The following is a 26091-nucleotide window of genomic DNA, read 5'->3' as shown; positions in this document are numbered from 1 at the left end:
ATCCGCCCCCTATTTGTAGTGCACGCGCCGCTCGATGAAGCGGAACTGCACGATGGTGAGGAGGACGACGAGGCCCATCAGGATGATCGACTGCGCGGCGGCGCCGGAATAATCGAGGCCTTTGAAGCCGTCGAAATAGATCTTGTAGACCATCAGTTCGGTCGCCCTCGCGGGGCCACCCTGGGTCATGATGTCGACGATGCCGAAGCTGTCCTGGAAGCTCTCGGTGATGTTGATCACGAGCAGGAAGAACAGGGTCGGCGTCAGCAGGGGCAGTTGGATGTCCCACATGCGACGCATCGGGCCGGACCCGTCCATCGCCGCCGCCTCGATCAGCGAGCGGGGAATGCTCTGCAGCGCCGAGAGGAAGAAGATGAAGTTGTAGCCGATATACTTCCACGAGAAGGCGATGATGACGGCGATCATCGCATCGGTGCCGTCGAGCGCCGGATTCCACAGGCCCGGCCAGATCTGGTTGATCAGCGACAGGAAGCCGGCTTCGGGCGCGAGGATGAAACGGAAGGCCAGGCCGAGCGCCGGAGCGGCGATCGCATAGGGCCAGATGAAGATACTGCGATAGGCCTTGTGACCGCGCATCTCGCGATCGGTGAAGAGCGCCAGGAGCAACGCGACGCCCATGGCGATGCCGGTCGAACCGAGCCCGAACACCATGCTGCGCGAGATGGCGCCCCAGTAATAGGGATCGCTCAACAGCTGGCGGAAATTCTGCAGTCCGACCCAGGTGTTGCCGCCGCCCCAGGGTTGTTCCAGCGTGAAGGCCCAATAGAGCGCCTGGCCGCTCGGCCAGTAGAAGAAGACGAAGATCAGCACGAGCATCGGCAACGCGAACAGCAGGCCGATCGTCGTGGAGGAGAAGGTAGCGCGCTTTTCCATCGGACGGTCTCATTCTTCAGGCGGCCGGCGCTCCACGATGGGGCGACGACGGCCTGGATCCGGCGCGGCGCATGGCGCCATGGCCGGATCGAGGAATAGGCGGAACGTGAACGGGCCACGTTCCGCCCGGCCTCCCGTGCCCCTCCCCGCCTGGACGAGGAGGGTGGGGTGGGAGCTCGGCTCGGCAGACTAGGGAAGCGTCTTGCCGGCGTAGGTCTGCTCGAACTTGCGCAGGATCTGGTTGCCGCGTTCGACGGCAGTGTCGAGCGAAGCCTGGACGTCTTCGTTCTTGATGAAAATCGCCTGCAGGCCGTTGGAGACTTCCTGGCGGATCTGCAGCAGGCCGCCGAGGCGGATGCCATGCGGGGCGGCGTCATCAGCCGGCGAAGCGGTGAGGCTTTCGATCGCCAGCTCGCGGCCCTTATAGGGAGCCTTGCCGTAGAAGCCCTGCTCGTTGAGGTACTTGAAGCCGGAGTTGCGGACCGGGATATAGCCGGTCACGGTCGACCAGGTCAGCGCCTCTTCCGGCTTGGCGATGAAGTCGAAGAAGGCGGCGGCGCCCTTGTATTCGGCGTCCGACTTGCCGGTTAGCACCCAGAGCGACGCGCCACCCACGAACGAGCTCTTGCGCTGCGTTCCCTCATAGACCGGGAGCATCGCGACGTCCCAGTTCATGCCTTCCTTGGCGGTGCGGCCGATATTGCCGTGGTCGCCGACCGAGGTCAGGATGACCTGGCAATCGCCATTGGCGAAGGCTTCGACGAAGGTCTGGCCGGTTTCCTTCGACTTGATGACGGCTTCGCCATTGTCGTACCAGCTCTTGAGATCGCGAACGAACTGGACCCACTTGCCCTTGTTGAAAGTCAGCTCGGCGTCGAGGCCCTCATAGCCATTCTTCTTGGTGGCGATCGGCTCGCCATGAATGGCGTTGAACTGCTCTTCGAGCTGCCAGACCTCGTCCCGCGAGATGTTGAAGCCGAGCGGGCACGCATAGCCGGCGGACTTCAGCGCCTTGAAATCGGCTGCCGCTTCTTCCCACGTCGCCGGAGCATGGTCCTTGCCGATCTTGGCGAAGGCGTCCTTGTTCCAATAGAGCAGCGCCGTCGAGGAGTTGAAGGGGAAGGAGTACATCTCGCCCTTCGACGTCGCATAGTAGCTGGCGATGCCGGAGAAATAGTCCTTCCAATCGACCGTATAGCCCATGTCGGTCATGAGCTTATTGGCCGGGTAGTAGGCGCCCGACAGCATGATATCGAGCGTGCCGGCGTCGGAGACCTGGGCGATGGTCGGCTGCTGGCCGGCGCGGAAGGCCGCGATCGTGTTCTGCAGCGAGGCGTCATACGAGCCCTGGCTGGTGCAGACGACTTCGTAGTCGGCCTGGCTGGCGTTAAAGCGCTCGCACTGCTCCTGCACGCGCTTGGCGATATCGCCCGAATTGCCGAACCAGAAATCGATCTTGGTCTTGTCAGCCGCGGCCGGGCCGGCGAGCAGCGCGGCAACGGCGAAGGTGCCGACGGCGCCGAGGAATTTGGCGTTCATGAGAGCCTCACGAAAGAAAGGGAGCGCCGGTCCGGCGCGACGGCCCCCGCTTAGCCCGCCGCCCGTAACGCTCGGATGACACGACGGCTAAGCGCAGCGCCGGATCCCCTCGCCTCGCCGGCCGCTCTCGGGTCCGCCGCTACGTCACTATTGAAACCGAATGAAAAATAGAGAGCGGGGACTGTTCTTGCCGTCCGAGAGCGCGCATAGAACCTCACCCTCGAACAGCACGGGCGCCCCGGCGCCCAGACCGCCAAGGCAGTCTCCATGAACTCCCGCACGGCGGTTCTCGCCCTCGGCCTGACCCAGATCATCGGCTACGGCACGCTCTATTACAGCTTCAGCGTCCTGGCGCCGGCGATGGCGCGCGAGTTCGGGCTCTCGACCGAGTGGATCTTCGGCGCCCTCTCCGTTTCGCTCCTGGTCGGCGGACTCTGCGCGCCCTGGGTCGGCGGCTGGATCGACCGCCGCGGCGCCGGCCGGGTCATGACGATCGGCTCGCTGGCAGCCGCGCTCGCACTGGCCGCCTGCGCCATGGCGGGCAATACTTCGACGCTGGTGCTGGGGCTGATTGCCATCCAGATCGCCTCGACACTGGTGCAGTACAGCGCATCCTTCACCCTGCTGGTGCAGTTGAACCCGGCCAGGGCGCAGCGCTCCATCACCTATCTGACGCTGATGGCTGGCTTTGCATCGACGCTGTTCTGGCCGTTCACCACCGCGCTGCACACCCATCTCGACTGGCATCACGTGTACCTGCTGTTCGCGGCGATGCACCTCTTCCTCTGCCTGCCGGTGCATTTCTGGCTGATGGTCCAGACACGCACGGTTTCCGACCGCCGCGCGCCGCTGGATCACGCGCCGCGCGCGGTCGAAGCCGTGGCCGGGGTCATCGCGACGGCCGCCAGACCGCGGGCGTTCGCCCTGATGCTGCTCGGCTTTGCCATCCAGAGCTTCGTCACCTCGACCTTCCTGGTCCACATGCTGCCGATGCTGACCGAGCTCGGGCTCGCCAAGGCCAGCGTGCTGGTCGCCTCGGCGTTCGGGCCGGCGCAGGTGCTGAGCCGCTTCACCAACATGACCTTCGGCGGCCGGCTTTCGCAGCGGACGCTCGCCGTCATCGCCTCGGCCTTCCTGCCGCTGGCGACCGTCATCCTGCTCGCTACGGCGCCCAGCCTTGCCGGCGCCTTCGCCTTCGCCATCGTGTTCGGACTGAGTTCCGGCCTCGCCAGCATCGTGCAGGGAACGCTGCCGCTCGAACTTTTCGGCAGCGACGGCTATGGCAAGCGGCTCGGCCGCGTCACGTCGGTGCGGCTGGTGGTGTCCTCCGCCGCCCCCTTCGCCTTCGCCCTGATGACGGAGCATCTCGGCTATCCGATCGCACTGTCGATCATCGCCGCGCTCAGCACCCTCGCCGTCCTGGCCTTCCTGGCAATCGGCGGTTCCGGCAAGCCCACGGTCGAGGCGACGCGAACCGAATAGACACAGTCTTTCTCCAACCGACCGAAATTCCCGGCTTCCGTGCATTAGCCGCACACACGACCACCCGACTCAGCTAAGCGTCGTAAGAAGCTTAAGGAGAAGTTAAGTGTTCGATTCGGCGGTCTATTATGTTCAGCCCAATGAAGACCGGGGCTATGCGATCGTGAGCCAGAGCGGGTCGCAAATCGGAGCTTTCACGTCGCATGACGTCGCGGTGTCGATGGCCAAGCATCTGGGTCATTCGGCCTCCGAACTTGGCATGGCCGCCCGCGTTTTCGAACGCTCGGCCGAAAACGAGGAAACCCTCGTCTTCGAGCGCTGGCCGATACGCGTCGCGGACCTGCCCTGGGACGCCGTCACGGACTGACCCAGCGGCCACCGATAGCCGCCCTGCGTCAACTTGACAGGCGTCGTCCGATTTGTTGAAAGGCGCGCCCCTCCGCGAACCGCAAGGAGCAGCCCCATGGACCCTTCGACCGTCGCCGCGCACTGGGAAGCCAATGCCGAAGCCTGGACCCGCCATTCGCGGGCTGGCTACGATGTCTACCGCGATGCCCTCAACACGCCGGCCTTCCTGGCCATGCTGCCGCCGATCACCGGTCTGCAGGGCCTCGACATCGGCTGCGGCGAGGGCTCCAACACGCGACAGCTCGCCCGGCTCGGCGCGCAGATGACGGCGATCGACATCGCGCCCACTTTCGTTCGCCATGCGCAGGACAGCGAGGCCAATCAGCCGCTCGGCATCCGCTATCTGCATGGCGACGGCATGGCCCTGCCCTTCGCCGAGGCGAGCTTCGATTTTGCCACCGCCTTCATGTCGCTGATGGACATGCCGAACCAGCAGGCCGTGCTGCGGGAAGCCTATCGCGTCCTGCGCCCGGGCGGGTTCCTGCAGTTCTCGATCCTGCATCCCTGCTTCGTGCCGCCCCGCCGCCGCAATATCCGCGACGCCGACGGCATCCCGCGCGCCGTCGAAGTGGCCGAGTATTTCGAGGAGACCCACGGCGCCGTGGAGACCTGGTGGTTCTCGACCTTGCCGGCGGAAGAGCGCAGCAAGGTCGACCCCTTCCGCGTCCCGCGCTTTCATCGCACGCTGAGCGACTGGGTCGCGATGATCGTCGGGGCCGGCCTCGTTATCGAGGCCTTTGGCGAGCCGAGGGCGACCGAGGCCCAGGCAGACGCCGAGCCCGTCATCGCCGACACGCGCGTGGCGCCGATCTTCCTGCACGTCCGGGCCCGCAAACCCGGCTGACGTCAGGCCGGAGCGCCGACCCGCAAGCTCCTCAGATAGGCCACCAGTTCGCCGCCCGATTGCTCGATCGGACGGTCGTTGACGATCGTCAGATCGGGCTGGATCTCGCTCGCGCAAATCGCCTCGCGCGCAAGGCGCGCCGCGATGGCTTCGTCGCTCTCCCGCCCGCGCGCAGCAAGGCGCGCGGCCAGCACCGCGTCGGGCGCCGAGATCGCGACGACGCGTACCGCCGGAAACCTCTCCCGCGCCGCGTCGATGGCGCCGCGAGAAAAATTGCAGATGACCACTGCGCCCCGGGCGACCGCATCCAGCGTGTCGATCGGCAGCGCATAGCCGAGACCATGCGCGCGCCAGGACACGGAGAACCGTCCGGTCGCGACGCCTTTCTCAAAGGCTGCCTCGTCCAGCGTGTCGTGGTCCTCGAAGGCATTCTCGCCGCGTGTCACCAACCGGCGGACGAAGACGAACCCGGCCTCCTCCGCCAGCGCTGCCTTCGCATGGCCGAGCAGACTGTCCTTGCCGACGCCGCTTGGCCCGACCACCGCTACCAGTACACCCATGCTCGTCATGCTCTCATGAAACCCGCTGGCCCTCGCGCCAGACCTGGCGGACGATCGGCGTTGGGCTTTCCTTGTCCTTGCCGCTGACATGCACGCGGACGAGATCGGCGCGAAGCCCGGCCTCGATCGCGCCGCGATCCGTCAGCCCGGTCGCGCGGGCCGGCGTCTGGGTCACGGTACGGATCGCCGCCGCGAGGTCGATCGACGGAATGCGGCGGGGCAGTTCGAAGGCAGACATCAACAGACTCGCAGGCACATAATCCGACGACAGAATATCGAGAAAGCCGGCGCGTGCGAGATCTTCGGCTGCGACATTTCCGGAGTGCGAGCCGCCGCGCACGACGTTCGGCCCGCCCATCATCACGCGGATGCCGGCCTGGTTCAGCGCCTCGGCCGCCTCGAGCGTCGTCGGGAACTCGGCCAGGGCGACGCCATTGCCGACGGCTTCCGAAGCATGCGCCGCCGTGGCGTCGTCATGGCTCGCCAGCACGGCGCCCTTCTCGGCGGCGAGCGCCACCAGCTTCAGGCGGTTGGGGCCGGCATTGCTGGCATGCTGCTCGAGGCGCGCCGCGACGAAGCGGTTCACGTCCTCGTCCGACATCGGCTTCTTGCGCATGTAGTAGCGGCGCCATGTCTCGAGATCCTTGAACTGGCGCTGGCCGGGGGTGTGATCCATCAGCGACATCATGTGGATCGGATAGAGGTCGGCATAGGCCTCGACATGCTCGATGACGTCGTCGCAGGCGATCTCGCAGCGCAGATGCGTGCGGTGATCGACGCGCAGATGGCCGGTGGCGCGGGCTTCCTCGATGGCGGAGGCCAGCACGGCGAGATCGGTGCCGATCGAGGCGGAGTCTGCGTCCGAGCCTGCGCGCAGCGAGTCGAACACCGTGGTGATGCCGGCCGCCGCGATCTGTGCGTCATAGGCCATCACCGAGGACAGCGCATGCCAGCGGACATGCGGGCGCGGCGCGAAATGCGCTTCGAGGTGATCGGTGTGCAGTTCGACGAGGCCCGGCACCAGATGATCGCCGGCAAAGTCGATGCCGCGCTCCGGCGCGTCGCCCTCGCCGATCTCGGCGATCTCGCCATCGACGACGGCAACCCAGCCCTTTTCCACCACGCGGTCGGGCAGGACGAGGCTGGCATTCTCGATCAGGAATTCGGTCGGTTCGGTCATTTCGATCTCGTTTGCTCTAAGCTCTCAGGCCGCCTCGGAGGAGGCGAATTCCGTCACGTCGACGATGCGGTCGGCGACCAGTTCGCGGACATCGTCATCGTGGAAGATGCCGATAACAGCCGCGCCCGCCCGTTTCTTCTCCTCGATCAGCCGCACGACAACGGCGCGGTTGGCCGCGTCGAGCGAGGCGGTCGGTTCGTCGAGCAGCAGGATCGGCCGGTCGGCCGCGAGGCCGCGCGCGATGTTGACGCGCTGCTGCTCGCCGCCGGAGAAGGTCGCCGGCGGCAGGCTCCAGAGCCGCTCCGGCACGTTCAGCAGCGTCAGCAGGCGCTCGGCCCGCGCCCAGGCCTCGGCCTGCGGCACGCCGCTATCGGTCGCGGCGCCCGCGACGATATCAAGCGACGACACACGGGGGATGACGCGCAGGAACTGGCTGACATAGCCCATCACCGAACCGCGCAGCGCCAGGATGCGGCGCGGCTCGGCATTGGCGACATCGACCTGCTCGTCGCCATCCCGCACCAGGATGCGGCCGTGATCGCAGCGGTAGTTGCCGTAGATCATCTTGAGAATGGAGGACTTGCCGGCGCCCGACGGGCCGCCGAGCACGACGCATTCGCCGGGCTTCACGCCGAACGAGACGTTGTCGACGACGCTGATCTTCATGCCGTCGCGCAGATGCAGGGTGAAGGCCTTGGAGACGCCTTCGAGGGTGACGAGGTTCCGTGTCACGTTGTACTGGGTCATGCTGCGAGCACCGAGGAGACGAGAAGCTGGGTGTAGGCTTCGCGCGGATCGTCCAGCACCTGGTCGGTGAGGCCGGTCTCGATCACCCTTCCCTGCCGCATCACCATGATGCGGTGCGACAGCAGGCGGGCGACGGCGAGGTCGTGGGTGACGATGATGACCGCGAGCCCGAGTTCCGAAACCAGGCCGCGGATCAGGTCGAGCAGGCGCGCCTGCACCGAGACGTCGAGGCTCGATGTTGGCTCGTCCATGAAGACGAGGCGCGGATGGGTGACGAGGTTGCGGGCGATCTGCAGGCGCTGGCGCATGCCGCCGGAGAAGCTCTTCGGCAGATCGTCGATGCGTTCGGGCTCGATCTCGACCCGGTTGAGCCAGTCGCTCGCCGTGTCGCGGATACGGCCATAGTGCCGGCCACCAACCGCCATCAGCCGCTCGCCGACATTGCCGCCGGCCGAGACACCCATGCGCAGGCCGTCCCGCGCATCCTGGCGGACGAAGCCCCAGTCGGTGCGCAGCAGGAAGCGGCGCTCGGCCTCGGTGAGGTCGAACAGGTTTCGCGTCTCGCCATCGCGCATCCGGTAATTGACGGCGCCGGCAGTCGGCGGAAGCTCGGTCGCGAGCAGGCTGAGCAGAGTCGACTTGCCCGAGCCGGATTCCCCCACCACCGCCAGCACCTCGCCCTCATAAAGATCGAAATTCACATCGCGGCAGCCGAGCCGCTGGCCGTAATGCTTGCCGAGATTGCGGGCGGAAAGCAGCGGCTTGTCGTTCAGCTTGGTCATCATGATGCGGCTCCGTCGATGAATTCAGCCTGAGGGGCGCGTTCGCCGGAAACCGGCTCCAGCCGAAAGCTGAAGCCGTATTTCTCGAAGCCGAGGCTTTCGTAGAAGGCGTGCGCCTTGGTCGACTTGATGTTGGAGGAGAGCGCCACCTTGTAGGCGCCCTTCGCTTCGGCCAGCCGGAAGGCCTCTTGGATCATGGCGCGGCCGATGCCCTCGCCCTGATGACCGTTGGCAACGACGACGTTCTCGACCAGCGCCGACGACATGCCCCAATGGGCGAGATTGTCGATCACCATCAGCGAGAAGGTACCGACGACCTCGCCATCCGCCTGGACGCAATAGGCGGCGAAATCGGGATATTGCGCCATGCGAGCGAGCGTCGCCCTGGCCACCTCAAGCGAGGTGACGCGGCCATTGTTGAAATCCGGCTGGGCATAGAGCGCGAGCAGAGCCGGCAGGTCAGCCTCGGTCGCCTTGCGAACGGAGATATCGGCCATCACTCTGCCCCTCCGACCGCATGCAGCGCCGGCGCCTCGCCGGAGAGCTCGCCGCGATGGCCATCGGCCCGGCGTTCCTCGCAATAATCCGAGTCAGAGCAGACGAACATCCGCCCGCCGCGATCATCCAGCACGACCTCGTCGAGATAGACGTTGGTCGCCGCGCAAAGCGCGCAGGGCTTGTCAAAGCGCTGCACCTCGAAGGGATGATCCTCGAAATCGAGGCTGCGCACCTTGGTGAAGGGCGGCACGGCATAGATGCGCTTCTCGCGGCCGGCGCCGAACAATTGCAAAGCCGGCGACATGTGCATCTTCGGATTGTCGAATTTCGGCGTCGGCGACGGGTTCATGACGTAGCGATCCGCCACCTCGACCGGATAATCGTAGGTCGTGGCGATGTGGCCGTGGCGCGAGATGTCCTCGTAGAGCTTCACATGCATCAGGCCATAATCGGCGAGCGCATGCAGCTTGCGGGTTTCGGTCTCGCGCGGCTCGAGGAAGCGCAGCGGCTCCGGGATCGGCACCTGGAAGACGATGGTCTGCTTTTCCGTCAGCTGCCGCTCCGGAATGCGGTGGCGCGTCTGGATGATCGTCGCGTCCTTCGTCTCGGTCGTCGTGGCAACGCCCGCCGTCTTGGCGAAGAACTTGCGGATCGAGACGGCGTTGGTGGTGTCGTCCGAACCCTGGTCGATCACCTTCAGCACGTCATCCGGGCCGATGATCGCCGCCGTCACCTGCACGCCGCCCGTGCCCCAGCCATAGGGCATCGGCATTTCGCGGCTGGAGAAGGGAACCTGATAGCCGGGGATGGCGATCCCCTTCAGGATCGCACGGCGGATCATCCGCTTGGTCTGTTCGTCGAGATAGGCGAAATTGTAGCCGCTCGCCTGCGGTGCTGCCACGGCGCTCATTCGGCCGCCTCCTTCAGCTCTTGCTGGCGCGCCGCATATTCGGAGCGCATCTTTCGGACGAGCCCGAGCTCGGCCTGGAAATCGACATAGTGCGGCAGCTTCAAATGCTCGACGAAGCCTGTCGCCTGGACGTTGTCGCAGTGGGACAGCACGAATTCCTCGTCCTGCGCCGGGGCGGTGACATCCTCGCCGAACTCGCGGGTCCGGAGCGCCCGGTCGACCAGCGACATCGCCATCGCCTTGCGCTCGCTCTGGCCGAACACCAGCCCGTAGCCGCGTGTGAACTGCGGCGGCAGCTCGGCCGAACCGTGGAACTGGTTGACCATCTGGCATTCCGTCAGCGAAACGGGCCCGAGCGGCACGGCGAAGCCAAGCTCTTCCGGCACGAACTCTGCCATCACCTCGCCGAAGCGGATTTCGCCGACGAAGGGGTGGGTGCGGCCATAGCCGCGCTGGGTCGAATAGCCAAGCGCCAGCAGGAAGCCCTCATCGCCACGAGCGAGCGCCTGCAGGCGCAGGTCGCGATCGGCCGGAAAGTCGAGCGGCGCGCGGGTCAGATCGCCGACTTCCGCCGTGTCATCGGGAAGCTCCGCCTCGATCAGCCCCTGGCCGTCGAGCAGGTCGGTCACGCGCGGCGTAGCCTCGAAATCGGTCTCGACTTCGGCGGGTGCCGGCGGGGTGACGCCAGCCGCGAGCATGAAATCGATCAGGCGGTGGGTGTAGTCGAAGGTTGGCCCGAGCACCTGTCCGCCGGGCAGATCCTTGAAGGTGGCCGAGATGCGGCGCTCGATCGCCATGGCGCTGGTATCGACCGGCTCGCCATTGCCGAAGCGCGGCAAGGTGGTGCGAAAAGCGCGGACGAGGAAGATCGCCTCGATCAGATCCCCACGCGCCTGCTTGATCGCGAGCGCGGCCAGCGCCGGATCATAGAGCGAGCCTTCGGCCATGACACGGTCGACGGCAAGCGCCAGCTGGGTTTCGATCTGGTCGGGGGAGAGATCGGGGACCGAGACGGGACCGCGACGCTCATGGGCGAGAAGCCCATGCGCATTGTCGATCGCTTCCTCGCCACCCTTGACGGCGACATACATGATCAGACCTCCGAAACGAGTGTCGTGCGCGGCAGCGCCGCGACTTGGCGGGCGCCGACGAAAACCAGATCGACGCCGCGCGGAAATTTCGCGCGGTTGGCGGCGAGTTGAACGGCAAGGCCGGCGGGCCGGGGCGAAAGATCGAAGCGGGTGCGATCCTCGATGCCGGGGCCGGTAAGCTCGAGATCGCCGCCGGCGGCGAGCGTCTCGACGGCGACGACGATGGTCGTCGAGCGATCGGGATATTCGTCGGTCCCCTGCGCGAAGCTGGCGAGCGTCGGCATCGCCGCCACGTCGGCAACGAGCGCGAAGGCGGCCTCCGACGGGTTGGCGACCAGCCGGGCGCCGGTATGGAAGCGGAGATAATCGACGACCGCCTTCGAGGCGGCGAGCGTCTCGTCGAGCCAGAGCGTCGCCTCATGGTCGGCCAGCGTCAGCGCGACGGCGGCGATTTCCGGCGTCAGCGGCGCGGGGGCGTCGAGGGCTGCCGGGAAAGGCTGGACCGAACCGGGGCGAGCCAGCGCGTTCATCAGGGCATGGAAATGCGCCTGCGCCTCGATGACGGGATCGGCAAAACCGGCGGTGATAGCGAGGGCGGACATCAATCCTCTCCGCGAACCATGGTGAAGAAATTGACCCGGGTCGCGGCGACGCGGCGGGCCTTGGCGGCGGCTTCCCCGGCGATCCGGTCGCGGATCGGCGTCAGCACGCGCTCGACGGCGGCGCGCTCCGGACCCTGCCAGAGCGCGTCCAGAATGGCTGATATCCGCGCCTTGGCGGTATCGCGGCCGAGCTGGTAGGCGAAACCGGTGCGACCATCGTCCAGGCGAACCGCAGCGCGCGTGACCGTCGCCTCGCCGAGGTTGAAGGCGCGGCCATCGCCGCCCATCCGGCCGCGCAGCATGACGAGGCCGTTTTCCGTCCCGCGCAGATCGCTCGCCGGCGGTATTTCGCCAAAGCCCTGCAGCGCGTGCTCGAGCTCGGCGGTCGTCGCGCCGGTGCAGGTCGCCATCACCGCCTGGCGGGCGGCAATATCGGGGTCGGTTGCCGGCTTGGCGCCGTTCGCTTTATGTCGCATGACCAAATCCATCACCTACGAGGCTTCTCATTCGAGTTGTCTAATGATATAGACAACTGCATGAATAGGTCCAGTGACGATTTGATGACAGACACAGTGCTCCCGGCCGACGACAACGGCGTGACGGAAGTGGCCCGCGGCCGCGGCATCGCCGCCTGGCGGCAGATTGCTGACGAGATCGAGGCGGATATCCGAAGCGAGCGCCTGCGCGCCGGCATGCAGCTGCCGACGGAAAGCCAGCTCGCCACCCGCTTCGCGGTCAACCGCCATACGGTGCGGCGGAGCCTCGCCGAGCTTGCGGCGCGCGGCCTCGTGCGGGCGACCCAAGGACGCGGCACCTTCGTCGAGGCAAGGCCGCTGCCCTACCCGATCGGCGCACGCACCCGCTTCTCGGAAAACGTGTCCCGCGCCGGGCGCGAGGCCGGCGGCAAGCTGCTGGAAGCGTATGAGACGGTGGCGGATCCCGGCGTCGCCAAGGCGCTGGCGATCGCGGAAGGCGCGCCGGTTGTCCGGCTCGACACCGTCCGCATGGCCGATGGCAGCCCGATCTCGCTCGGCAACGCCTATTTCCCCCTGCCCCGCTTTGTCGGGCTCGTCGATGCCTATCGCGCGGTCGGCACGGTGACCCAGGCGCTGGAAGCCTGCGGCGTCGGCGACTATCGCCGGCTGGAGACGCGGATCTCGGCGCGGCTGGCCGGCGTCGAGGAAGCGCAGAAGCTCGATCTGGCGCCGGGTCGCCTGCTCCTGACGGTCGAGAGCATCAATGTCGATCCGGCCGGCACGCCGATCCAGTTCACCCGCGCGGCGTTTTCCGCCGACCGGACGGAGCTGGTGGTGGAGAGCTGAGGGGCTGCCTCAGGGAGAGGTGGAGGATAGTGCGCGCTTCGAGACGCCGCTCAGCGAGCGGCTCCTCAGCATGTTGGGTTTGAAAGCTTCTCCAAAAGGAAGAGGCCTGCGACGGCCAAGACCTGTCAGCAGACCTCTGACTCAACATGCTGAGCAGCCCGCATCGCGGGCGTCTCGAAGCACGCAGGCCCCTTCGGGACAGCCCTCAAACCATCTTCGACTTGCCGATCACCGCCATGCGCAGCTTGGACGAGATGAAGTCGATAACCGCGACGGTGACGAGGATCATCAGGATCAGGAAGGCGACCTGCTTCAGCTCGAGCACGCGGATCAGTTCGGTGAGATACGCACCGACGCCACCGGCGCCGACGATGCCGATGATCGTCGCCGAGCGGACATTGGATTCGAAGAAATAGAGCACCTGGCTCGCGATCACCGGCAGAACCTGCGGCACCAAGCCGAAGCGGACCTGATGGGCCTTGCTGCCGCCGGACGCCGCGATGCCCTCGGTCGCCTTGCCGTCGGTCGCCTCGATCGCTTCGGAGAACAGCTTTCCGAATGCACCGAAATCGGCGCAGGCGATGGCAAGCGCGCCGGCGAAGGGGCCAAGGCCCACGACATTGATCCACATCAGCGCCCAGATCAGCGTGTCGACCGAGCGGAACACGTCAAACGTCCTGCGCGCGCCGAAATGGACGAAGGGGTTGGGAATGACGTTCTTGGCGGCCAGGAACGCGACCGGAAAGGCCAGGATCGCCGCCGTCAGCGTGCCGAGGAAGGCGATCGCCAGCGTTTCGCCGAGCGCGATGGAGAAGGCCATGAACCGGCCTTCAGGCGCCGGCGGGATCATCAGCACGGCGAACTGACCGAGCCGGTGCAGGCCGTTCCAGATTCGCACCAGCGAGAAATCGAGCCAGACCATGGCGCCGAATGCCAGCAGCACCATCGCCAGCGGCAGCCCGATCATGACCACGCGTCGCGTCGCCGACTGGGCGAAGGCGCCGGGGTGGCGTCGTCGGAGGCCGTCGAGGTCGGCCAGCGCCGTTTCGCGAATGGCGCGCTTGCCTGAGGGCATCGTAGAGGAAGCCGTGTTCATCGCATGCGCTCCATGCCGATCAGCCGATGACGAACCTGTTCGGTGCCGAGATCGATCAGGATCACGGTGACGATGATCATCAGGAGGATGGCGCTGACGTCGGTGTAGTAGAAATTGCGGATGGCGATCAGGAACTCCTGGCCGATGCCGCCGGCACCGACGAAGCCCATGACGCCCGCGCCGCGCACATTGATCTCGAAGCGCAGCAGGGCATAGGAGGCGAAGCCGGACGAGACCTGCGGCAGCACGCCAAAGCGCACGACCTGCAGCCAGGAGGCGCCGGTCGCCTGAAGTCCCTCGACGGGCTTCATGTCGATGTTCTCGACCACCTCGGCGAACAGCTTGCCGAGCGCGCCGACCGTGTGGATCGTCAGCGCCAGCACGCCGGCCATCGGACCGAGGCCGAAGGCGATGACGAAGATCAGCGCGAAGACGATATCGGGAACGGTGCGGCAGAATTCGAGGAAGCGCCGGGCGACGAACCGCGTCGTCTTGTTGCGGACGAGGTTGGCCGAGGCGAAGAAGCAGAGGCAGAAGGCCAGAATGCCGCCGAGAAACGTGCCGAGATAGGCGATCAGGATCGTCTCGACCAGCAGCCGGAACCAGGCGCCGAAATTCCAGTACCAGCTGGCCATGTCGGCGAAGAAATTGCCTATGGTCAGCGTCGGCAGCGTGCGGCCGATGAAGGAGCCGAAATTGCCGATATTGGTGATCAGCTTCCACGGGCGGATATCCGCCATCTGGCCGCTGATGACGATCAGCACAGCGAGGACAGCGAGAACGCCGAGCGTCTTCATCCGCTTGGCCGCGACGGAGCTGGCATAGGCGCGGCTGAGCGCCGCCGCCTGCTGGTCCGGAAGCTTTGCAATGGCGGTTGCCAAGAGCCGTCTCCGCTCGTTCTTCGTCCGCCCCGAGAGACGGACAACCGCGACATGCGGCCGGTTACGAAAAAGGCGGCCGGATGAACCGGCCGCCTCCCGAAAAGGCTGGAAGAAGCTTAGGAGCCCTTCTTGCGCTGCTCGTCATTGAACTTGACCATGTCGATGATCGGCTGGAGCGTCGCCGGCTCGATCGCGACGAATTCCTTGTCCTTGCCGTCCGAGAGGCCGGCGAACGCCTTGGCGTCGTTCTTCGGCATGTCGAGGAAAGCCTGCTTGATCTGGGCCTTCAGGTCGGCCGGCAGGGTCGACAGCACCGAGAACGGACCTTCCGGCAAGAAGTCGGTCTTGAAGACGATGCGGAAGTCTTCCTTCTTCATCGGCTTGCCATCGGCATCCTTGAGGACGCCCTTGGAGATCATGCGGGTCAGGTTGGAATCGTCTTCCGAGTTCCAGGAATTGGCCGCGGCGTCGACGGTGCCCTGGGCGAGCGCGAGGACGGCGTTGTCATGGCTGCCGGCGAAGATCGCCTTGCCGAAGAACGAGTCGACGTCCTTGCCATCGCGATGCAGGAAGAAGCGCGGGGCGTTGTTGCCCGAGGTCGAGTTGGAGTCGACCAGCGCCAGCGTCTTGCCCTTCAGGTCGTCGATCGACTTGTAGGGGCCGTTGGCGAGCGTATAGATCACCGAATAATAGCCGGTGGCGCCGTTCGAATGACGCGGCACGACGACCGGGTCGACCTCGACGCCGGTCAGCACGGCGCGGGCATAGGAAGCCGGGCCGTACATGGCGATCTGGGCGTTGCCGGCGCGCTGCGCCTCGATGACGGCGGCGTAGTCGGTGGCGACGGCCAGCTTGACCGGAACGCCGAGCTGCTTGCCGAGATAGTCGGCCAGCGGCTGGTAGCGGTCGGCGGTGGTCGAGGCGTTCTCGGCCGGGATGACGGCGATCGTCAGCTCGGGATACTGGGCCTTCCAGTCAGCGAAAGCGGGCGAAGCCACGCCGGCCAGCGCCAGGCCAGCGACGGCGGCGCCGATAAGGGTACGACGGTTCAACATCGGGTAGTCTCCAGGTTTTGGCGGTGCCGTGTCGACACCGATTTGGAAGCAGAGCTTGGGATCAGGCCGCGGCGGCGATGGCGCCGCGGAAACGTTCCGGCGCAGCCGCCGGATCGAAATCGAGAACATCATCGGCCTCGAGGCCGTAGAGGTCGCGGGCGACATCCTCGGTCAGCTCTTCGGGAACGCCGTCAAAGACGACGCGGCCGGCCGACATGCCGATCAGCCGGTCGCAATAGGTGCGAGCCAGATCGAGCGAGTGCAGGTTGCACATGACGGTGATGCCGTAGTGGCGATTGATGCGCAGCAGCGCGTCCATCACGACCTTGGTGTTGCGCGGGTCGAGCGAGGCGATCGGCTCGTCGGCCAGAATGATCTCGGGCTCCTGCACCAGCGCGCGGGCAATCGCCACACGCTGCTGCTGGCCACCGGAAAGGCTGTCGGCGCGCTGGGCGGCCAGCGCCGAGATATCGAACTGCTCCAGCGCCGAAAGCGCCACGGCGCGATCCTCGTCCTTCCAGAGCTGCAGCAGCGAGCGCGGCGTAGAGACGGTGTTGAGGCGGCCCATCAGCACGTTGGTAAGGACGTCGAGGCGGCCGACCAGGTTGAACTGCTGGAAGATCATGGCGCAGCGGGCGCGCCAGTCGCGCAGATCCTTGCCGCGAAGCTTGGTGACGTCGACATCGCCGAAGCGGATCGAGCCGGCGGTCGGATCGACCAGACGGTTGACCATGCGCAGCAGGGTCGACTTGCCTGCGCCGGAGCGTCCGATCACGCCAACAAAGCTGCCCGAACCGATCGTCAGGCTGACGTCGCTGACGGCTGCCTTGTTGTTGAAGTGTCGTGCGACGCCGTCCAGAACCAACATGCAATGATCTCCTCGTTGGGCGGATCATGCATTTTCGAAGCAAATCTTTTGTGACAGGCGACCTACCCTGTGCACCACTGTCGAAGCGCGCGAAGACAAAGTAGAAATCGACTTCGCCGGCTCATTCATCGTTGCGTCACACAGTCTGGACGACACGCCACCGACGGAATTCGTGTCAGGGATTCCTGGCAGCGCAGCCCACCTCCCTCCGGACGGCGCGGCTCACGGTCGGAGGCAATTACAGGCGGCTCTCCGCCTAGGCGCCCTCGCCCCGGATCGCGGCATTGACGGCAGCGGCGGCCGCCTGGGCCGCTTCGCGGACTTCACCGATCGGCCGCCGGCTGTAGCTCGTCGCGACATAGGGCACGGTGAGCGCCGCGACGACCCGGCCATCGCGGCTCCAGATCGGGAAGGCGAGATCGGTTATGCCGGGTTGCAGGCTGTCCGGCTCCTCCTCGAAACCCTGCTCGCGAATGATGGCAAGCCGCCGCAGCATGATCGCGCGCTCCGCCTCGGCAACGGACAGATCGAGCCAGGGGCGAGCCAAGGCTTCCGGCTCGAAAGCCATCAACATCCGGCCGGTGGCGCTTTCAAACAACGGAAACGTCGCTCCGGCCCGCACGCGGAATCCAAACGGGCTCGGGCTGTCGATCTGCGCGATGACGACGACCCGCCCGGCATCATGGATGCTCAGATTGCTCGATTGGCCGATCGCCTCGCTCAAGCTGCGCATCGCCGGCAGCGCCATGTCGATCAGGCCGCGCATCGGCTCCTGCCGGTGGGCGATCTCGAACAGCATCAGCGACAGGAAATAGAGCCCGGACGGCCGCGCGCGGAACAGATAGCCGCGCCGCTCCAGCGTCACCAGCGTGCGGTAGATCTGGTTGACCGAGCGGTCGACCGCCGCCGCGATTTCGCCGAGCGTCATCCCCTCCTTGCTGCCGGCCAAAAGCTCGAGGATGTCGAGCGCCTTGTCGAGGGCGGGCACGCCGTAGTTCGGGCTCTCGATACCGGTGTCGGCGACCATCTGGCTGTCCATGGCTGCGGCCATCTCCAAGGCGGATGGCAGGGGGATGGATGACCTCCTACAGGTCGACGCCCATCTCCGCCACCATGCGTCGGGCGATCGTCTGGTTGATGTCGGCGGGAACCGGCTGGGCGCCCTCGACCAGCGCTGCGCGGCTGTCGCCCGCGACCCGCGCCAGCGACAGCGCCTGCAGCATGAAACCGATATCCATCGATTCGATCGAGTTGCCCTTAGGCTCGCGGCCGGCGAGATTGAACATCCGCCCATCCGCCACCAGCACGACATGCCGGCCATCGGCAAGCTCGATCCGTTCCAGCGAGTCGTCCACCAGTTCCGAGCCGGTCGCCTGCGTCCGCAGGGCTGCAACGTCAATCTCCCACGGGAAATGGCCGGAATTGGCGAGGATCGCGCCCGAGCGCATCCTTGCGATCGCCGCTTCGCCGATGACGCCGGGACGGCCCGTGGCGGTAATGAAGACCTCGCCCCAGCCGGCCAGGTCCTCGATCTTTCCAACCCGATAGCCGTCGAGGGCCGCTTCCAGCGCCTTGATCGCATCGGTCTCGACCACGGCCACGCGACCGCCAAGCGCGTCCAGATACTGCGCGATGCCGCGTCCGCACCAGCCATAGCCGACCACGACGAAACGGCGGCCGGGGATCATCAGATTGGTGATCCGCATGAAGCTTTCGACGATCGACTGGCCGACGGCGTGGCGGTTCTCGGCAATCTGCTTCAACGGGCTGTCGTTGATGACGATGATCGGGAACGGCACCTTGCCGGCGAGTTCGTCGCGCAGGCGGTCGCCGCCGGATGTCGTCTCCTCCGTGCCGCCGCGGATCGAACCCACGGTGCCTGCCTTGATCGCCAGCGCGACAAGATCGGCGCCATTGTCGAGCAGGATGTCGGGACGGGCAGCAACGACCTGGGCGACGTTCTTCAGGTGCTGGTCGAGATCGTCGTCGCGCTTGCCGTAGAGCTGCATGCCCTTGGCCTTGAGCACCGCGACGATATCGTCCTGGGTCGAGCCGTGATTGCCGGTGCCGACAATCGCGGCACCACCGGCCTGCAGCACTTCGAGCAGTACCGCCGTCTTCGGCTCCAAATGCAACGAGACACCGATGGAAAGGCCTGCGAAGGGCCGGTCGCGCTCAAAATCGGCGCGGACGCCGGCCAGCAGCCGCATGCGCGAACGAATCCAGTTGATCCGCTTGCCGCCGCGCTCGATCCGTTCGCTCTCCGTCAAGGTGTCGGCCATGTCCCGTCTCCCGCATCCATTTCCTATGCGAAAAACTTTTTCATATTTGTCGAGAGTGAGTCAATCCCACCCTTTTTGCCCGCCAGCGATGGAAGGCCGTCGCGTGGCGTGTGCCTCAGCCGCGCGGTCCGAACAGGTCGATCACTTCCAGGCTCGCGCTGCGATTGAAGGTATGCAGGCCAGTATTGTCGCCCCATGGCAACACCATCGCCGACAGCGTCTGCGCATAGGCCTCGGACGTGAGCGTGCGGATTTCGGCAAAGCCCAAGGCTGCGCCATAAAGCCCGTCGCAATTCTGCACCGGCCGCACCAGCCGGCCGCCGATCTCGAGGATACGCCCGGCGGGGCGCGCGGCATGAAGGTCGACCATCACCGGATTGCCGGGATGGGGCTCCCACGGGCCGAAGGGTGACGGCGCGCGATAGAGCGAGAGCGCGTCCCAGCTCGACGTCCAGCGCTCCCGCGAGCTGGCGAACATCCACCAGATGTCGCCGACCTTCTGCAGGGTTGCATCGCCGAGATCGACATTCTCCAGCAGCACGGAATGCAGCGTCCAGCGATCCGGGAACGGATCGGCGCGATAGAGCTCGACGGTGCGGCGCGCGGATGTCTCCGGGATCATCCAGTGAGCGCCCTCATGCTCGAACAGGAACGGATAGGAGAGATGGCAATCGGTCTCGAAGATCACGCGCGGCCGATCGATCTTGCCATCGCCGTCGATCTCGCTGAGCGAAAGGACGCCCTTGCCCGTCGCATAGGGGAATTCCTCGACGAAGAGATAGCGCTTGCCGTCGTGCTCCCAGAGGAACGGATCGGCATAGAAGCGCTGGCCGTCATCGGCGAGCCGGCGAAAACCGCTCGGGGTGATCACCGGCAATTCGTCACCACCCGTCCTCTCGCGCCAGGCAACGAACCAGTTCGGCGCGCGTCCCAGCTGCCTTTCGATCCGATGCTGCACACGGGCAGACAGCGACGCGGCAAGGAAGCCTGCCGCCGAACGGTTGCGCTTGGGAGGGACCGGTGCAGCGGCGAGGGTGCCGGCCGGTATGCCCTCGACGAGCCGCGCCGCATCATGCACCAACATGTGGGCGGCGCGGCCGAGCAGCATGCCGAGCGCCGCGGTCGCGCTGCGCGGATTCTCGACCGCCGGCCGCCAGACGGAAAGAACCCGCGAGGCCCCCTCGATCGCCAGTACCGTCTCGAAACAGGGCGTGCGTTCGTCGAGCACCGCCGCCAGCGCCCCCGCTTCCAGCGGCTCGCCGTCGCAGCGGATCGTCAGGATGTCGGCCTCGCCGTCCCCGCTGTCGTCGCCACAGAGATCGATCCGAAGATCCGGGTTCCAGTCACCCTCCGCGATGGGCAGATCGGGCCAGCCAGCGTGGGTCGCCAGGGCGCCATGTTCGGCGTGGAAAAGCGTGCGCTCCAGCCAGAACAGTGTCTCGGCGGATTTCGGCAGGCCGCCGGTCGCCCTGCCCTTGGAGATCCTGAATTCGCATTCGGGAAGCGCGCGCAGGCCAGCCACAACTTCGACCTGCCAGCCGCGCAATTCCGCCGGGTCGAGCCGGATATCGATCCGCATGGCATCTCTCTCCTTGGCGCGGCGCGCATTCGGCATTACGGCTCGATACGATACATTTCCGGCACGCGGAACGAGCAGGCTAATGGCAAAGCGTAAGTATCTGTTTTACACGCGTTCGCTCGCCGGCGGCGGCGGGGCAGAGCGCGTCTGGGCGCTGCTCGCCTCGCATTTCGCGTCGCAGGGCGACGAGGTCGTGCTCGTCGTCGATGGCGCGGGCGACGATGCAACGCCGCTCGACCCCGCCGTCCGGCTCGAGATCCTAAAGCCCGGCAACCGGGCCAATATTGCCCGGCTCGCCCGCCTGCTGCGCCATTTCAAGCCGGATGTGGCGCTCTCCGCCCTTTCCGGCAACGCCACCAAGCTGGCGCTCGCCAAGGTGGTATCCGGCAGCCGCGTGCCGCTGGTCGTCTCGTTCCACGGGTTCCAGGAATACCGGACCGGCAAGCTCAGCGCCGCCGCCTATTACGGCATGCCGATCCTGACCAAGCTGTGCAGCCGGATCGTCTGCGTCTCGGAGACGCTGAAAACCGTGATGATCGATCGCTGGGGCGCTGAAGCCGGCAAGACCGTGCGGATCTACAATCCCGTGCCGCTACCGCCGACAGAGGTCGACGCAGGGAGCCTGGCGGCGCGACCGCCCGCCGTCGTCGCCGTCGGCCGGCTGTCGCGCGAAAAGGGCTTTGGCGACCTGATCGAGGCCTTTGCCCGCGTCGCGACCCATCACGCGACGCTGACCATTGCCGGCGAAGGGCCCGAGCGCGGAGCGTTGGAAGCGTTGATCCGCGAGCATGACCTCGGCTGGAAAGTGAACCTCGTGGGCTACACCGACCCCGCGCCGCTCTACGCAGAGGCGCGGCTCTGCGTGATCCCGTCGCGCACGGAGGCCTTCGGCATGGTCGCTGTCGAGGCGCTGGGTGCCGGGCTGCCCGTCGTCGCCACCGCCTGCGCCGGCCCGCGCGAAATCCTCCAGGGCGACACGTTCGGCAAGATCGTTCCAATTGGCGACACGCGGTCGATGGCGCATGCGATCGATGCGGCTCTTGCCGATCCCGGCGATCCGGCGCCGCGCATCGCCCGGGCAAAGCTGTTTTCGAGCGAGGCCGGCTTTGCCGCCTGGCAGGCCTTGCTCGACGAAATCGTGCGTGAGGGCCGGGGCGACTAGCTCCGGGCCGCCGCCAGTTGCCGGTGACGCTCGAACAGCTTCGGCATCTGCACCTCGGTCGAATACGGAACCGCCCTGGCGCGGATCGCGGCGGGATCGAGCTGGCCGGACTGGATCTCGTCCCAAAGCTTCAGGAAGCCCGCGGTCATCGCCTCCGCCGAGGCGACCGGATCCGCCGGCCGTTCAACCAGGAAGCCGCTTTCGCCGTCCACAAGCAACGGATCGAATTGCGGCAGGCGGATCGCCCCTACGGGGCGACCGGTCGACAGCGATTCCAGAAGGTAGCAGGGCATTCCCTCGAAGAACGAGGTCAGCACGCCGGCATGGCATTGCCGCATGATCGCCGCGACGCCTTCGGAATTCTGGAAGCCATGCCGGATCGTGAACGGCTCGATCGCGGCAAACTCCGCGAAGCGATGCGGATCGCTGGTGCCGATATAGTGAAACTCGAAACGGCCATCCCGAGCGTCATGCAGCCGGCGCATCGTCTCGAACATCAGGGGTGGGTCCTTGAACGCGTCGAGGCGGCCGGCAAAGACGATCCGAAATACGTCGCCTTCGGGAAAGGGCGCCAGCGCAAAGCGGTCCATGTCGACCGAGACGGTCAGCAGTTCCGACTTCGCCACGAATTGCGGCATCACCTTCTTGAAGCGCTCGATGATGTTCTGGTTGACGCAGACGATGCGGCTCGCGAGCCGCAAGGCGATGCGCTCGTTGACGGCGTTGATGTACCAGAAGCGCTTGATCAGCGAATCCATCTGGTCCTTGCGGCTGCCCTCGCCATGCACGAGCTGCACGACGGGGCGACCGAGCATCCGTCCGATCGGCGCGAATTCGAAGCGCTGCAATTCGGTCGTCGCCCTGGGGCCCGCGCCCGCGCGGCGGATGGTCGGCAGATAGCGCAGCGCCCCCAGAGCGAAGCGCAGCGTCACCGATTGCCACAGCTTCTTGGCCGCGCCGTGGATCTCCTTGTCGGGGATATGCACGACGGGAAGGAAGTCGATCGTGTGGTCGCCGACCGGAAGCTTCACCACCTTGCCAAGCTCGAGATCGCCGCGCTCGTCGACGCCGACCAACAGCACGGCGAAATCCGGCGGATGGCGCTCGAACATCAGGCGAACATGCGTCTCGATACCGCCGACCTTGGAGCCGCGCGGATCGATCGGATGCAGCATTGTCAGGCGGTGTTGCATTGCCCGGTATTCCTCAGCCGCGACGCGAGCCCTTTAGCAGATAAGCGATGTAATAGGCCATCGAGCCCGCATAGCGCATGCCGAGCCGGCGCGGTTCCTGGAGAAAGCGCCAGACCCATTCCGTACCCGTGCGCTGGAAAGCGACCGGCGCGCGTTTGCTGTGGCCGGAGATGAAGTCGAGCGCGGCGCCGATGCAGATATAGACGACACTGCTGGCGCGCTGCGTGGCGGCGTGGGCGAACAATTCCTGCTTCGGCGCGCCGAGCGCGACGAAGCATATGCCGGCGCCGGACGCAGCAATCCGGTCGGCGGCCGCCCTCGCCTCCGCGCCGTTCGGGTCGAAGCCGCGCGGCGGCGATTCCGATCCGGCGATCACCAGCCCCGGTATCTCGGCCCGGAGCTCAGCCGCGGCGGCATCGCGGATCGTGTCGGAGGTGCCGAACAGATGTATGGAAACACCTGACTCGGCCGCCGCCTGGCACAGCGGCACGACCAGATCCGCGCCGGTGACGCGATCGACCGCCATCCCCTGCCGCCGGGCGATGCTGACAACCGGCGCGCCGTCTGCGGTGACATAGGTCGCGGCCGCATAGGCCTCGCGAAAGGCGGCATCATCGCGCAGCTTCACCAGATGATCGAGATTGAGCGTGAAGACGGAACCACCATGGCCGCTCCGCGCATCGGCGATGACGCGCGCGATCAGCTCGGCCTGCGTCGCGACATTGACGCGACCGGCATCGATGCGCACGAGGTCCGCCGGGCCTGCCGATCGCTTGATGTCAGGGCTTGCCATGGTCGTCCGCTCGCATCTTCTCGAGTGCTTCAACGCCTGTCGGATCACGAAGGCGACGCGGTGCCGGCGGCGATCCCGCGACCCGCACGACGTCTTGTCCGCTACCGATATAGCTGGGAAGGTTAAAAAGACTGGAACCGCAGCCGGCACAGGTGACTTCATGAGATTTTCTCGTCGGGATGTCCTGCGCATGGGTGCCGCCCTCTCGGCCTGCGCCGCGTCGCAGGGCAGCCGCGCGTTTGCCCAGACGAACGAGGAGACGCTCGGCGCCATCGCACAAAAGTCGGGCATCACCTTTGGAACGTCGATCGCCGCGGACACGATGGAGATCCCCGCCCAGGCGGCGCTCTATCTGCATCAGGCGCGGATCTTCACCGTCGACTGGGCGCTGATATTCGGCAATCTGCGGCCCGAGGCGAACCTGTTTCTGCCGGGCGACGCCGAGGCCATCCTGGCGTTCGCAGACACTGGCAACCTGCCGGTGCATGGCCACGCGCTGGCCTGGAACGAAAGCCGACCAGAATGGCTGATGTCCCTCTCCAAGGCCGGGAAGCAGAAGGCGCTCGACCGGCATATCGACGAGACCGTCGGCTATTTTGCCGGACGATTGCCATCCTGGAACGTCGTCAACGAGCCGTTCTGGCCGGGCCATGGTCTGGATGGCGGGTTTCGCGACGGGCCCTGGCTGCAGGCGTTCGGCCAGGACTATGTCAGCCGGGCGTTCAAGCGGGCGCAAGCGGCCGACCCGAAGGCCCGACTGGTGCTCAATGAGGCGATGGCCGAAGTCTGGAGCGAAGACGGCGCGAAGATCCGCGCCGGGCTGCTCAAGCTGGTCGACCGTCTCCAGCATGACGGCGTGCGGCTCGACGCGGTGGGGCTGCAGGGCCATCTCGACCCTGCACGGCCTTACGACGATGCCGGCTTCGCCGACTTCCTGCATCAGCTTGGCGAGCGCAAGATCAACATCATGATCACGGAACTGGATGTCGATGACAGCAGCCTTCCCGACGACATCCCGACGCGCGATGCGGCCGTAGCCGCCCGCTACCGCGATTTCCTGAAGGCGGTTCTCGCGGTTCCGGCGGTGAAGACCGTGATCACCTGGCAGCTTGCCGATTCCGCCAGCTGGTATGACCATGCGGCGCGCGAGGCGGATCCAGATGCAAAACGTCTGCCCCGCCCCCTGCCCTTCGACGCGGCCTTCCGGCCGAAGCCGGCCGCCGACGCCATCGCCGAAGCCCTTCGGAATCGACGGATCTAGCCGCGCGCCGCAAGCTTGGCAGCCAGACGCTCGATCAGTTGCGCGTGATCCCGGTCGGCAGCTGCGTTCCAGCGGTCGAGATTGTCGCGAGCTCGCGACGCAGCGGCGGCAAGGCCATCCGGGGCGTCGATGAGCCGGGCGCGGATCTGCTGGGCCGCCGCATCCGGCCGGGCCGGATCGACGAGCAGACCGGACTCGCCCAGCGCCTCGCAAAACACCTTGATGTCGGCGGCGATGGTCGCGAGACCGCCATGCTGCGCCTCAAGCGGCGCGAGGCCGAGGCCCTCGTCATGCGACGTGGTGATCAGCGCATGCGCGGCCGCGATGAGGTCGCGCACCCGATCGGCCTCCTGATAGCCGTGCAGCGTGACATGCGGCATCGCCTTCAGCGCCTCGACCTCATTGCCCCAACCTAGCCTGCCGACAATGTCGAGTTGCGCATCGATGCCGATCGCCTGCAGGGCGGCCACGATGGCCGCGGCCGCACGCAGGTTCTTGCGCGGCTCGACCGTGCCGATGGCGATCAGCCGGAGCGGCTGGCCCTCTGACCAGGAGCGAGGCCGGCCCGCCTGATCCGCAATGCCGAAGACATCGCGCACGCGGGGGCGATAGAGCGAGATGTCGGCGTCGGGCCGAGCGAAGGCGGCGACCTCGGAGCGGGTCGTCTCGGAGTTGACGAGCAGCCATGGCAGGCGGCGCAAGGCGAACCGGAACGCGGGCGCCATGTAGGTCTGGGCGCGCCAGTTCAAATCCTGCTTGCGGGTCAGCAGGAAGATGTCGTGGATATAGGGAATGACGCGATCGCCAAACAGCGACAGGGGAATTGACGGCGGAAAGCCCGGACAGAGCGCCAGCGAGCGCCGGTTGGAAGCCAGGCGCGCCGGCAGGCGCATGGTCTGCGCCACGATCATGCCGCGCGTGCCGGAAGCGCGCAGCGGCTCGACGGCAAGGGGCGCCAGCGCGGCTGCGGAAAACAGCTCCAGCGTGATCCGCTCCAGCCCCGTCACATAGCGGCCGAGATGGCTCTCATCGACATAGATAATGGGAGCCTGGGCCATGGTT

At 66.2% G+C, this 26091-nt stretch carries 27 protein-coding genes; 6 read left to right on the top strand and 21 right to left on the bottom strand.

What is annotated here, in order from left to right:
• Positions 1–9 precede the first annotated feature (9 nt).
• Positions 10–894, bottom strand: coding sequence for a carbohydrate ABC transporter permease (locus ABIE08_RS02665; RefSeq protein ID WP_354548558.1), 885 nt, complete (start codon positions 892–894; stop codon positions 10–12).
• 189 nt (positions 895–1083) lie between these two features.
• Positions 1084–2433, bottom strand: coding sequence for an extracellular solute-binding protein (locus ABIE08_RS02660; protein ID WP_354548556.1), 1350 nt, complete (start codon positions 2431–2433; stop codon positions 1084–1086).
• Between the two features lie 267 nt (positions 2434–2700).
• Between ABIE08_RS02660 and arsK the strand changes: the two genes are divergently transcribed.
• From arsK to ABIE08_RS02645, 3 genes are all read left to right on the top strand, one after another.
• Positions 2701–3915, top strand: coding sequence for an arsenite efflux MFS transporter ArsK (arsK, locus tag ABIE08_RS02655; RefSeq protein ID WP_354548554.1), 1215 nt, complete (start codon positions 2701–2703; stop codon positions 3913–3915).
• 106 nt (positions 3916–4021) lie between these two features.
• A complete protein-coding gene (locus ABIE08_RS02650) occupies positions 4022–4282 on the top strand; it encodes a hypothetical protein (protein ID WP_354548552.1) in 261 nt (86 codons plus the stop codon).
• 96 nt (positions 4283–4378) lie between these two features.
• Positions 4379–5167, top strand: coding sequence for a class I SAM-dependent methyltransferase (locus ABIE08_RS02645; protein ID WP_354548550.1), 789 nt, complete (start codon positions 4379–4381; stop codon positions 5165–5167).
• Positions 5168–5169: 2 nt separating this feature from the next.
• Here the strand turns inward: ABIE08_RS02645 and phnN are convergent, their stop codons facing one another.
• From phnN to phnG, 9 genes are read right to left on the bottom strand one after another with little or no spacing between them, the layout of a single operon-like run.
• Entirely contained in the window at positions 5170–5736 is a 567-nt protein-coding gene (phnN, locus tag ABIE08_RS02640) for a phosphonate metabolism protein/1,5-bisphosphokinase (PRPP-forming) PhnN (protein ID WP_354548549.1), read from the bottom strand.
• Positions 5737–5740: 4 nt separating this feature from the next.
• Positions 5741–6907: an alpha-D-ribose 1-methylphosphonate 5-triphosphate diphosphatase gene (locus tag ABIE08_RS02635; protein WP_354548547.1), complete on the bottom strand. Its 1167-nt coding sequence runs from the start codon at positions 6905–6907 to the stop codon at positions 5741–5743.
• A 24-nt stretch (positions 6908–6931) separates the two neighbouring features.
• Positions 6932–7654, bottom strand: a complete 723-nt coding sequence (phnL, locus tag ABIE08_RS02630; protein WP_354548545.1) for a phosphonate C-P lyase system protein PhnL — start codon at positions 7652–7654, stop codon at positions 6932–6934.
• On the bottom strand, positions 7651–8439 hold the full coding sequence (phnK, locus tag ABIE08_RS02625; RefSeq protein ID WP_436409493.1) for a phosphonate C-P lyase system protein PhnK: 789 nt from the start codon (positions 8437–8439) through the stop codon (positions 7651–7653). The genes phnL and phnK overlap by 4 nt, the downstream gene beginning before the upstream one ends.
• Complete coding sequence (locus ABIE08_RS02620) at positions 8436–8933, bottom strand: GNAT family N-acetyltransferase (RefSeq protein ID WP_354548543.1); 498 nt, start codon at positions 8931–8933, stop codon at positions 8436–8438. Before ABIE08_RS02620 ends, phnK begins: the two co-directional genes overlap by 4 nt.
• Entirely contained in the window at positions 8933–9844 is a 912-nt protein-coding gene (locus tag ABIE08_RS02615; protein ID WP_354548542.1) for an alpha-D-ribose 1-methylphosphonate 5-phosphate C-P-lyase PhnJ, read from the bottom strand. The genes ABIE08_RS02620 and ABIE08_RS02615 overlap by 1 nt, the downstream gene beginning before the upstream one ends.
• Positions 9841–10935 carry a carbon-phosphorus lyase complex subunit PhnI gene (locus ABIE08_RS02610; protein WP_354548540.1) on the bottom strand — a complete coding sequence of 365 codons (1095 nt, stop codon included), beginning with the start codon at positions 10933–10935 and terminating at the stop codon, positions 9841–9843. The genes ABIE08_RS02615 and ABIE08_RS02610 overlap by 4 nt, the downstream gene beginning before the upstream one ends.
• Before the next feature lie 2 nt (positions 10936–10937).
• Positions 10938–11537, bottom strand: coding sequence for a phosphonate C-P lyase system protein PhnH (gene phnH / locus ABIE08_RS02605; protein ID WP_354548538.1), 600 nt, complete (start codon positions 11535–11537; stop codon positions 10938–10940).
• Positions 11537–12013, bottom strand: a complete 477-nt coding sequence (phnG, locus tag ABIE08_RS02600; protein ID WP_354548537.1) for a phosphonate C-P lyase system protein PhnG — start codon at positions 12011–12013, stop codon at positions 11537–11539. Before phnG ends, phnH begins: the two co-directional genes overlap by 1 nt.
• Before the next feature lie 84 nt (positions 12014–12097).
• Between phnG and phnF the strand changes: the two genes are divergently transcribed.
• On the top strand, positions 12098–12859 hold the full coding sequence (gene phnF, locus ABIE08_RS02595; RefSeq protein WP_354548535.1) for a phosphonate metabolism transcriptional regulator PhnF: 762 nt from the start codon (positions 12098–12100) through the stop codon (positions 12857–12859).
• A gap of 205 nt (positions 12860–13064) precedes the next feature.
• Here phnF and phnE (ABIE08_RS02590) read toward each other — a convergent pair whose 3' ends face one another.
• From phnE (ABIE08_RS02590) to ABIE08_RS02560, 7 genes are all read right to left on the bottom strand, one after another.
• Positions 13065–13955, bottom strand: a complete 891-nt coding sequence (gene phnE, locus ABIE08_RS02590; protein WP_354548533.1) for a phosphonate ABC transporter, permease protein PhnE — start codon at positions 13953–13955, stop codon at positions 13065–13067.
• The gene (gene phnE / locus ABIE08_RS02585; protein WP_354548531.1) at positions 13952–14836 is read right to left on the bottom strand and encodes a phosphonate ABC transporter, permease protein PhnE; all 885 of its coding nucleotides are present in this window, start codon (positions 14834–14836) and stop codon (positions 13952–13954) included. Before phnE (ABIE08_RS02585) ends, phnE (ABIE08_RS02590) begins: the two co-directional genes overlap by 4 nt.
• 116 nt (positions 14837–14952) lie before the next feature.
• Positions 14953–15891: a phosphonate ABC transporter substrate-binding protein gene (gene phnD, locus ABIE08_RS02580; RefSeq protein ID WP_354548529.1), complete on the bottom strand. Its 939-nt coding sequence runs from the start codon at positions 15889–15891 to the stop codon at positions 14953–14955.
• A 61-nt stretch (positions 15892–15952) separates the two neighbouring features.
• Positions 15953–16759: a phosphonate ABC transporter ATP-binding protein gene (gene phnC, locus ABIE08_RS02575; protein ID WP_354548528.1), complete on the bottom strand. Its 807-nt coding sequence runs from the start codon at positions 16757–16759 to the stop codon at positions 15953–15955.
• Positions 16760–17015: 256 nt separating this feature from the next.
• Positions 17016–17798 (bottom strand): IclR family transcriptional regulator, encoded by a 783-nt coding sequence (locus tag ABIE08_RS02570; RefSeq protein ID WP_354548526.1) that lies wholly within the window; start codon positions 17796–17798, stop codon positions 17016–17018.
• 46 nt (positions 17799–17844) lie between these two features.
• The gene (locus ABIE08_RS02565; protein ID WP_354548524.1) at positions 17845–19041 is read right to left on the bottom strand and encodes an adenosylhomocysteinase; all 1197 of its coding nucleotides are present in this window, start codon (positions 19039–19041) and stop codon (positions 17845–17847) included.
• Positions 19042–19156: 115 nt separating this feature from the next.
• The gene (locus ABIE08_RS02560) at positions 19157–20620 is read right to left on the bottom strand and encodes a glucosamine inositolphosphorylceramide transferase family protein (RefSeq protein ID WP_354548522.1); all 1464 of its coding nucleotides are present in this window, start codon (positions 20618–20620) and stop codon (positions 19157–19159) included.
• Between the two features lie 82 nt (positions 20621–20702).
• Here ABIE08_RS02560 and ABIE08_RS02555 point away from each other — a divergent pair, with 82 nt between their 5' ends.
• Positions 20703–21782, top strand: a complete 1080-nt coding sequence (locus ABIE08_RS02555; protein ID WP_354548521.1) for a glycosyltransferase — start codon at positions 20703–20705, stop codon at positions 21780–21782.
• Here ABIE08_RS02555 and ABIE08_RS02550 read toward each other — a convergent pair.
• On the bottom strand, positions 21779–22975 hold the full coding sequence (locus ABIE08_RS02550) for a glycosyltransferase (protein ID WP_354548519.1): 1197 nt from the start codon (positions 22973–22975) through the stop codon (positions 21779–21781). The genes ABIE08_RS02555 and ABIE08_RS02550 overlap by 4 nt on opposite strands.
• A 13-nt stretch (positions 22976–22988) precedes the next feature.
• Positions 22989–23768: a WecB/TagA/CpsF family glycosyltransferase gene (locus ABIE08_RS02545; protein WP_354548517.1), complete on the bottom strand. Its 780-nt coding sequence runs from the start codon at positions 23766–23768 to the stop codon at positions 22989–22991.
• A gap of 190 nt (positions 23769–23958) precedes the next feature.
• Here ABIE08_RS02545 and ABIE08_RS02540 point away from each other — a divergent pair, with 190 nt between their 5' ends.
• Positions 23959–25029: an endo-1,4-beta-xylanase gene (locus ABIE08_RS02540; RefSeq protein ID WP_354548516.1), complete on the top strand. Its 1071-nt coding sequence runs from the start codon at positions 23959–23961 to the stop codon at positions 25027–25029.
• Here ABIE08_RS02540 and ABIE08_RS02535 read toward each other — a convergent pair.
• Positions 25026–26087, bottom strand: a complete 1062-nt coding sequence (locus tag ABIE08_RS02535; RefSeq protein WP_354548514.1) for a glycosyltransferase — start codon at positions 26085–26087, stop codon at positions 25026–25028. The two genes, ABIE08_RS02540 and ABIE08_RS02535, sit on opposite strands and share 4 nt — an antisense overlap.
• Between the last annotated feature and the right edge of the window lie 4 nt (positions 26088–26091).

The organism is Kaistia defluvii (assembly GCF_040548815.1).
In the GTDB taxonomy this organism is placed as follows: Bacteria; Pseudomonadota; Alphaproteobacteria; order Rhizobiales; family Kaistiaceae; genus Kaistia; species Kaistia defluvii_A.
This window is presented reverse-complemented; position numbering and strand designations above follow the sequence as displayed.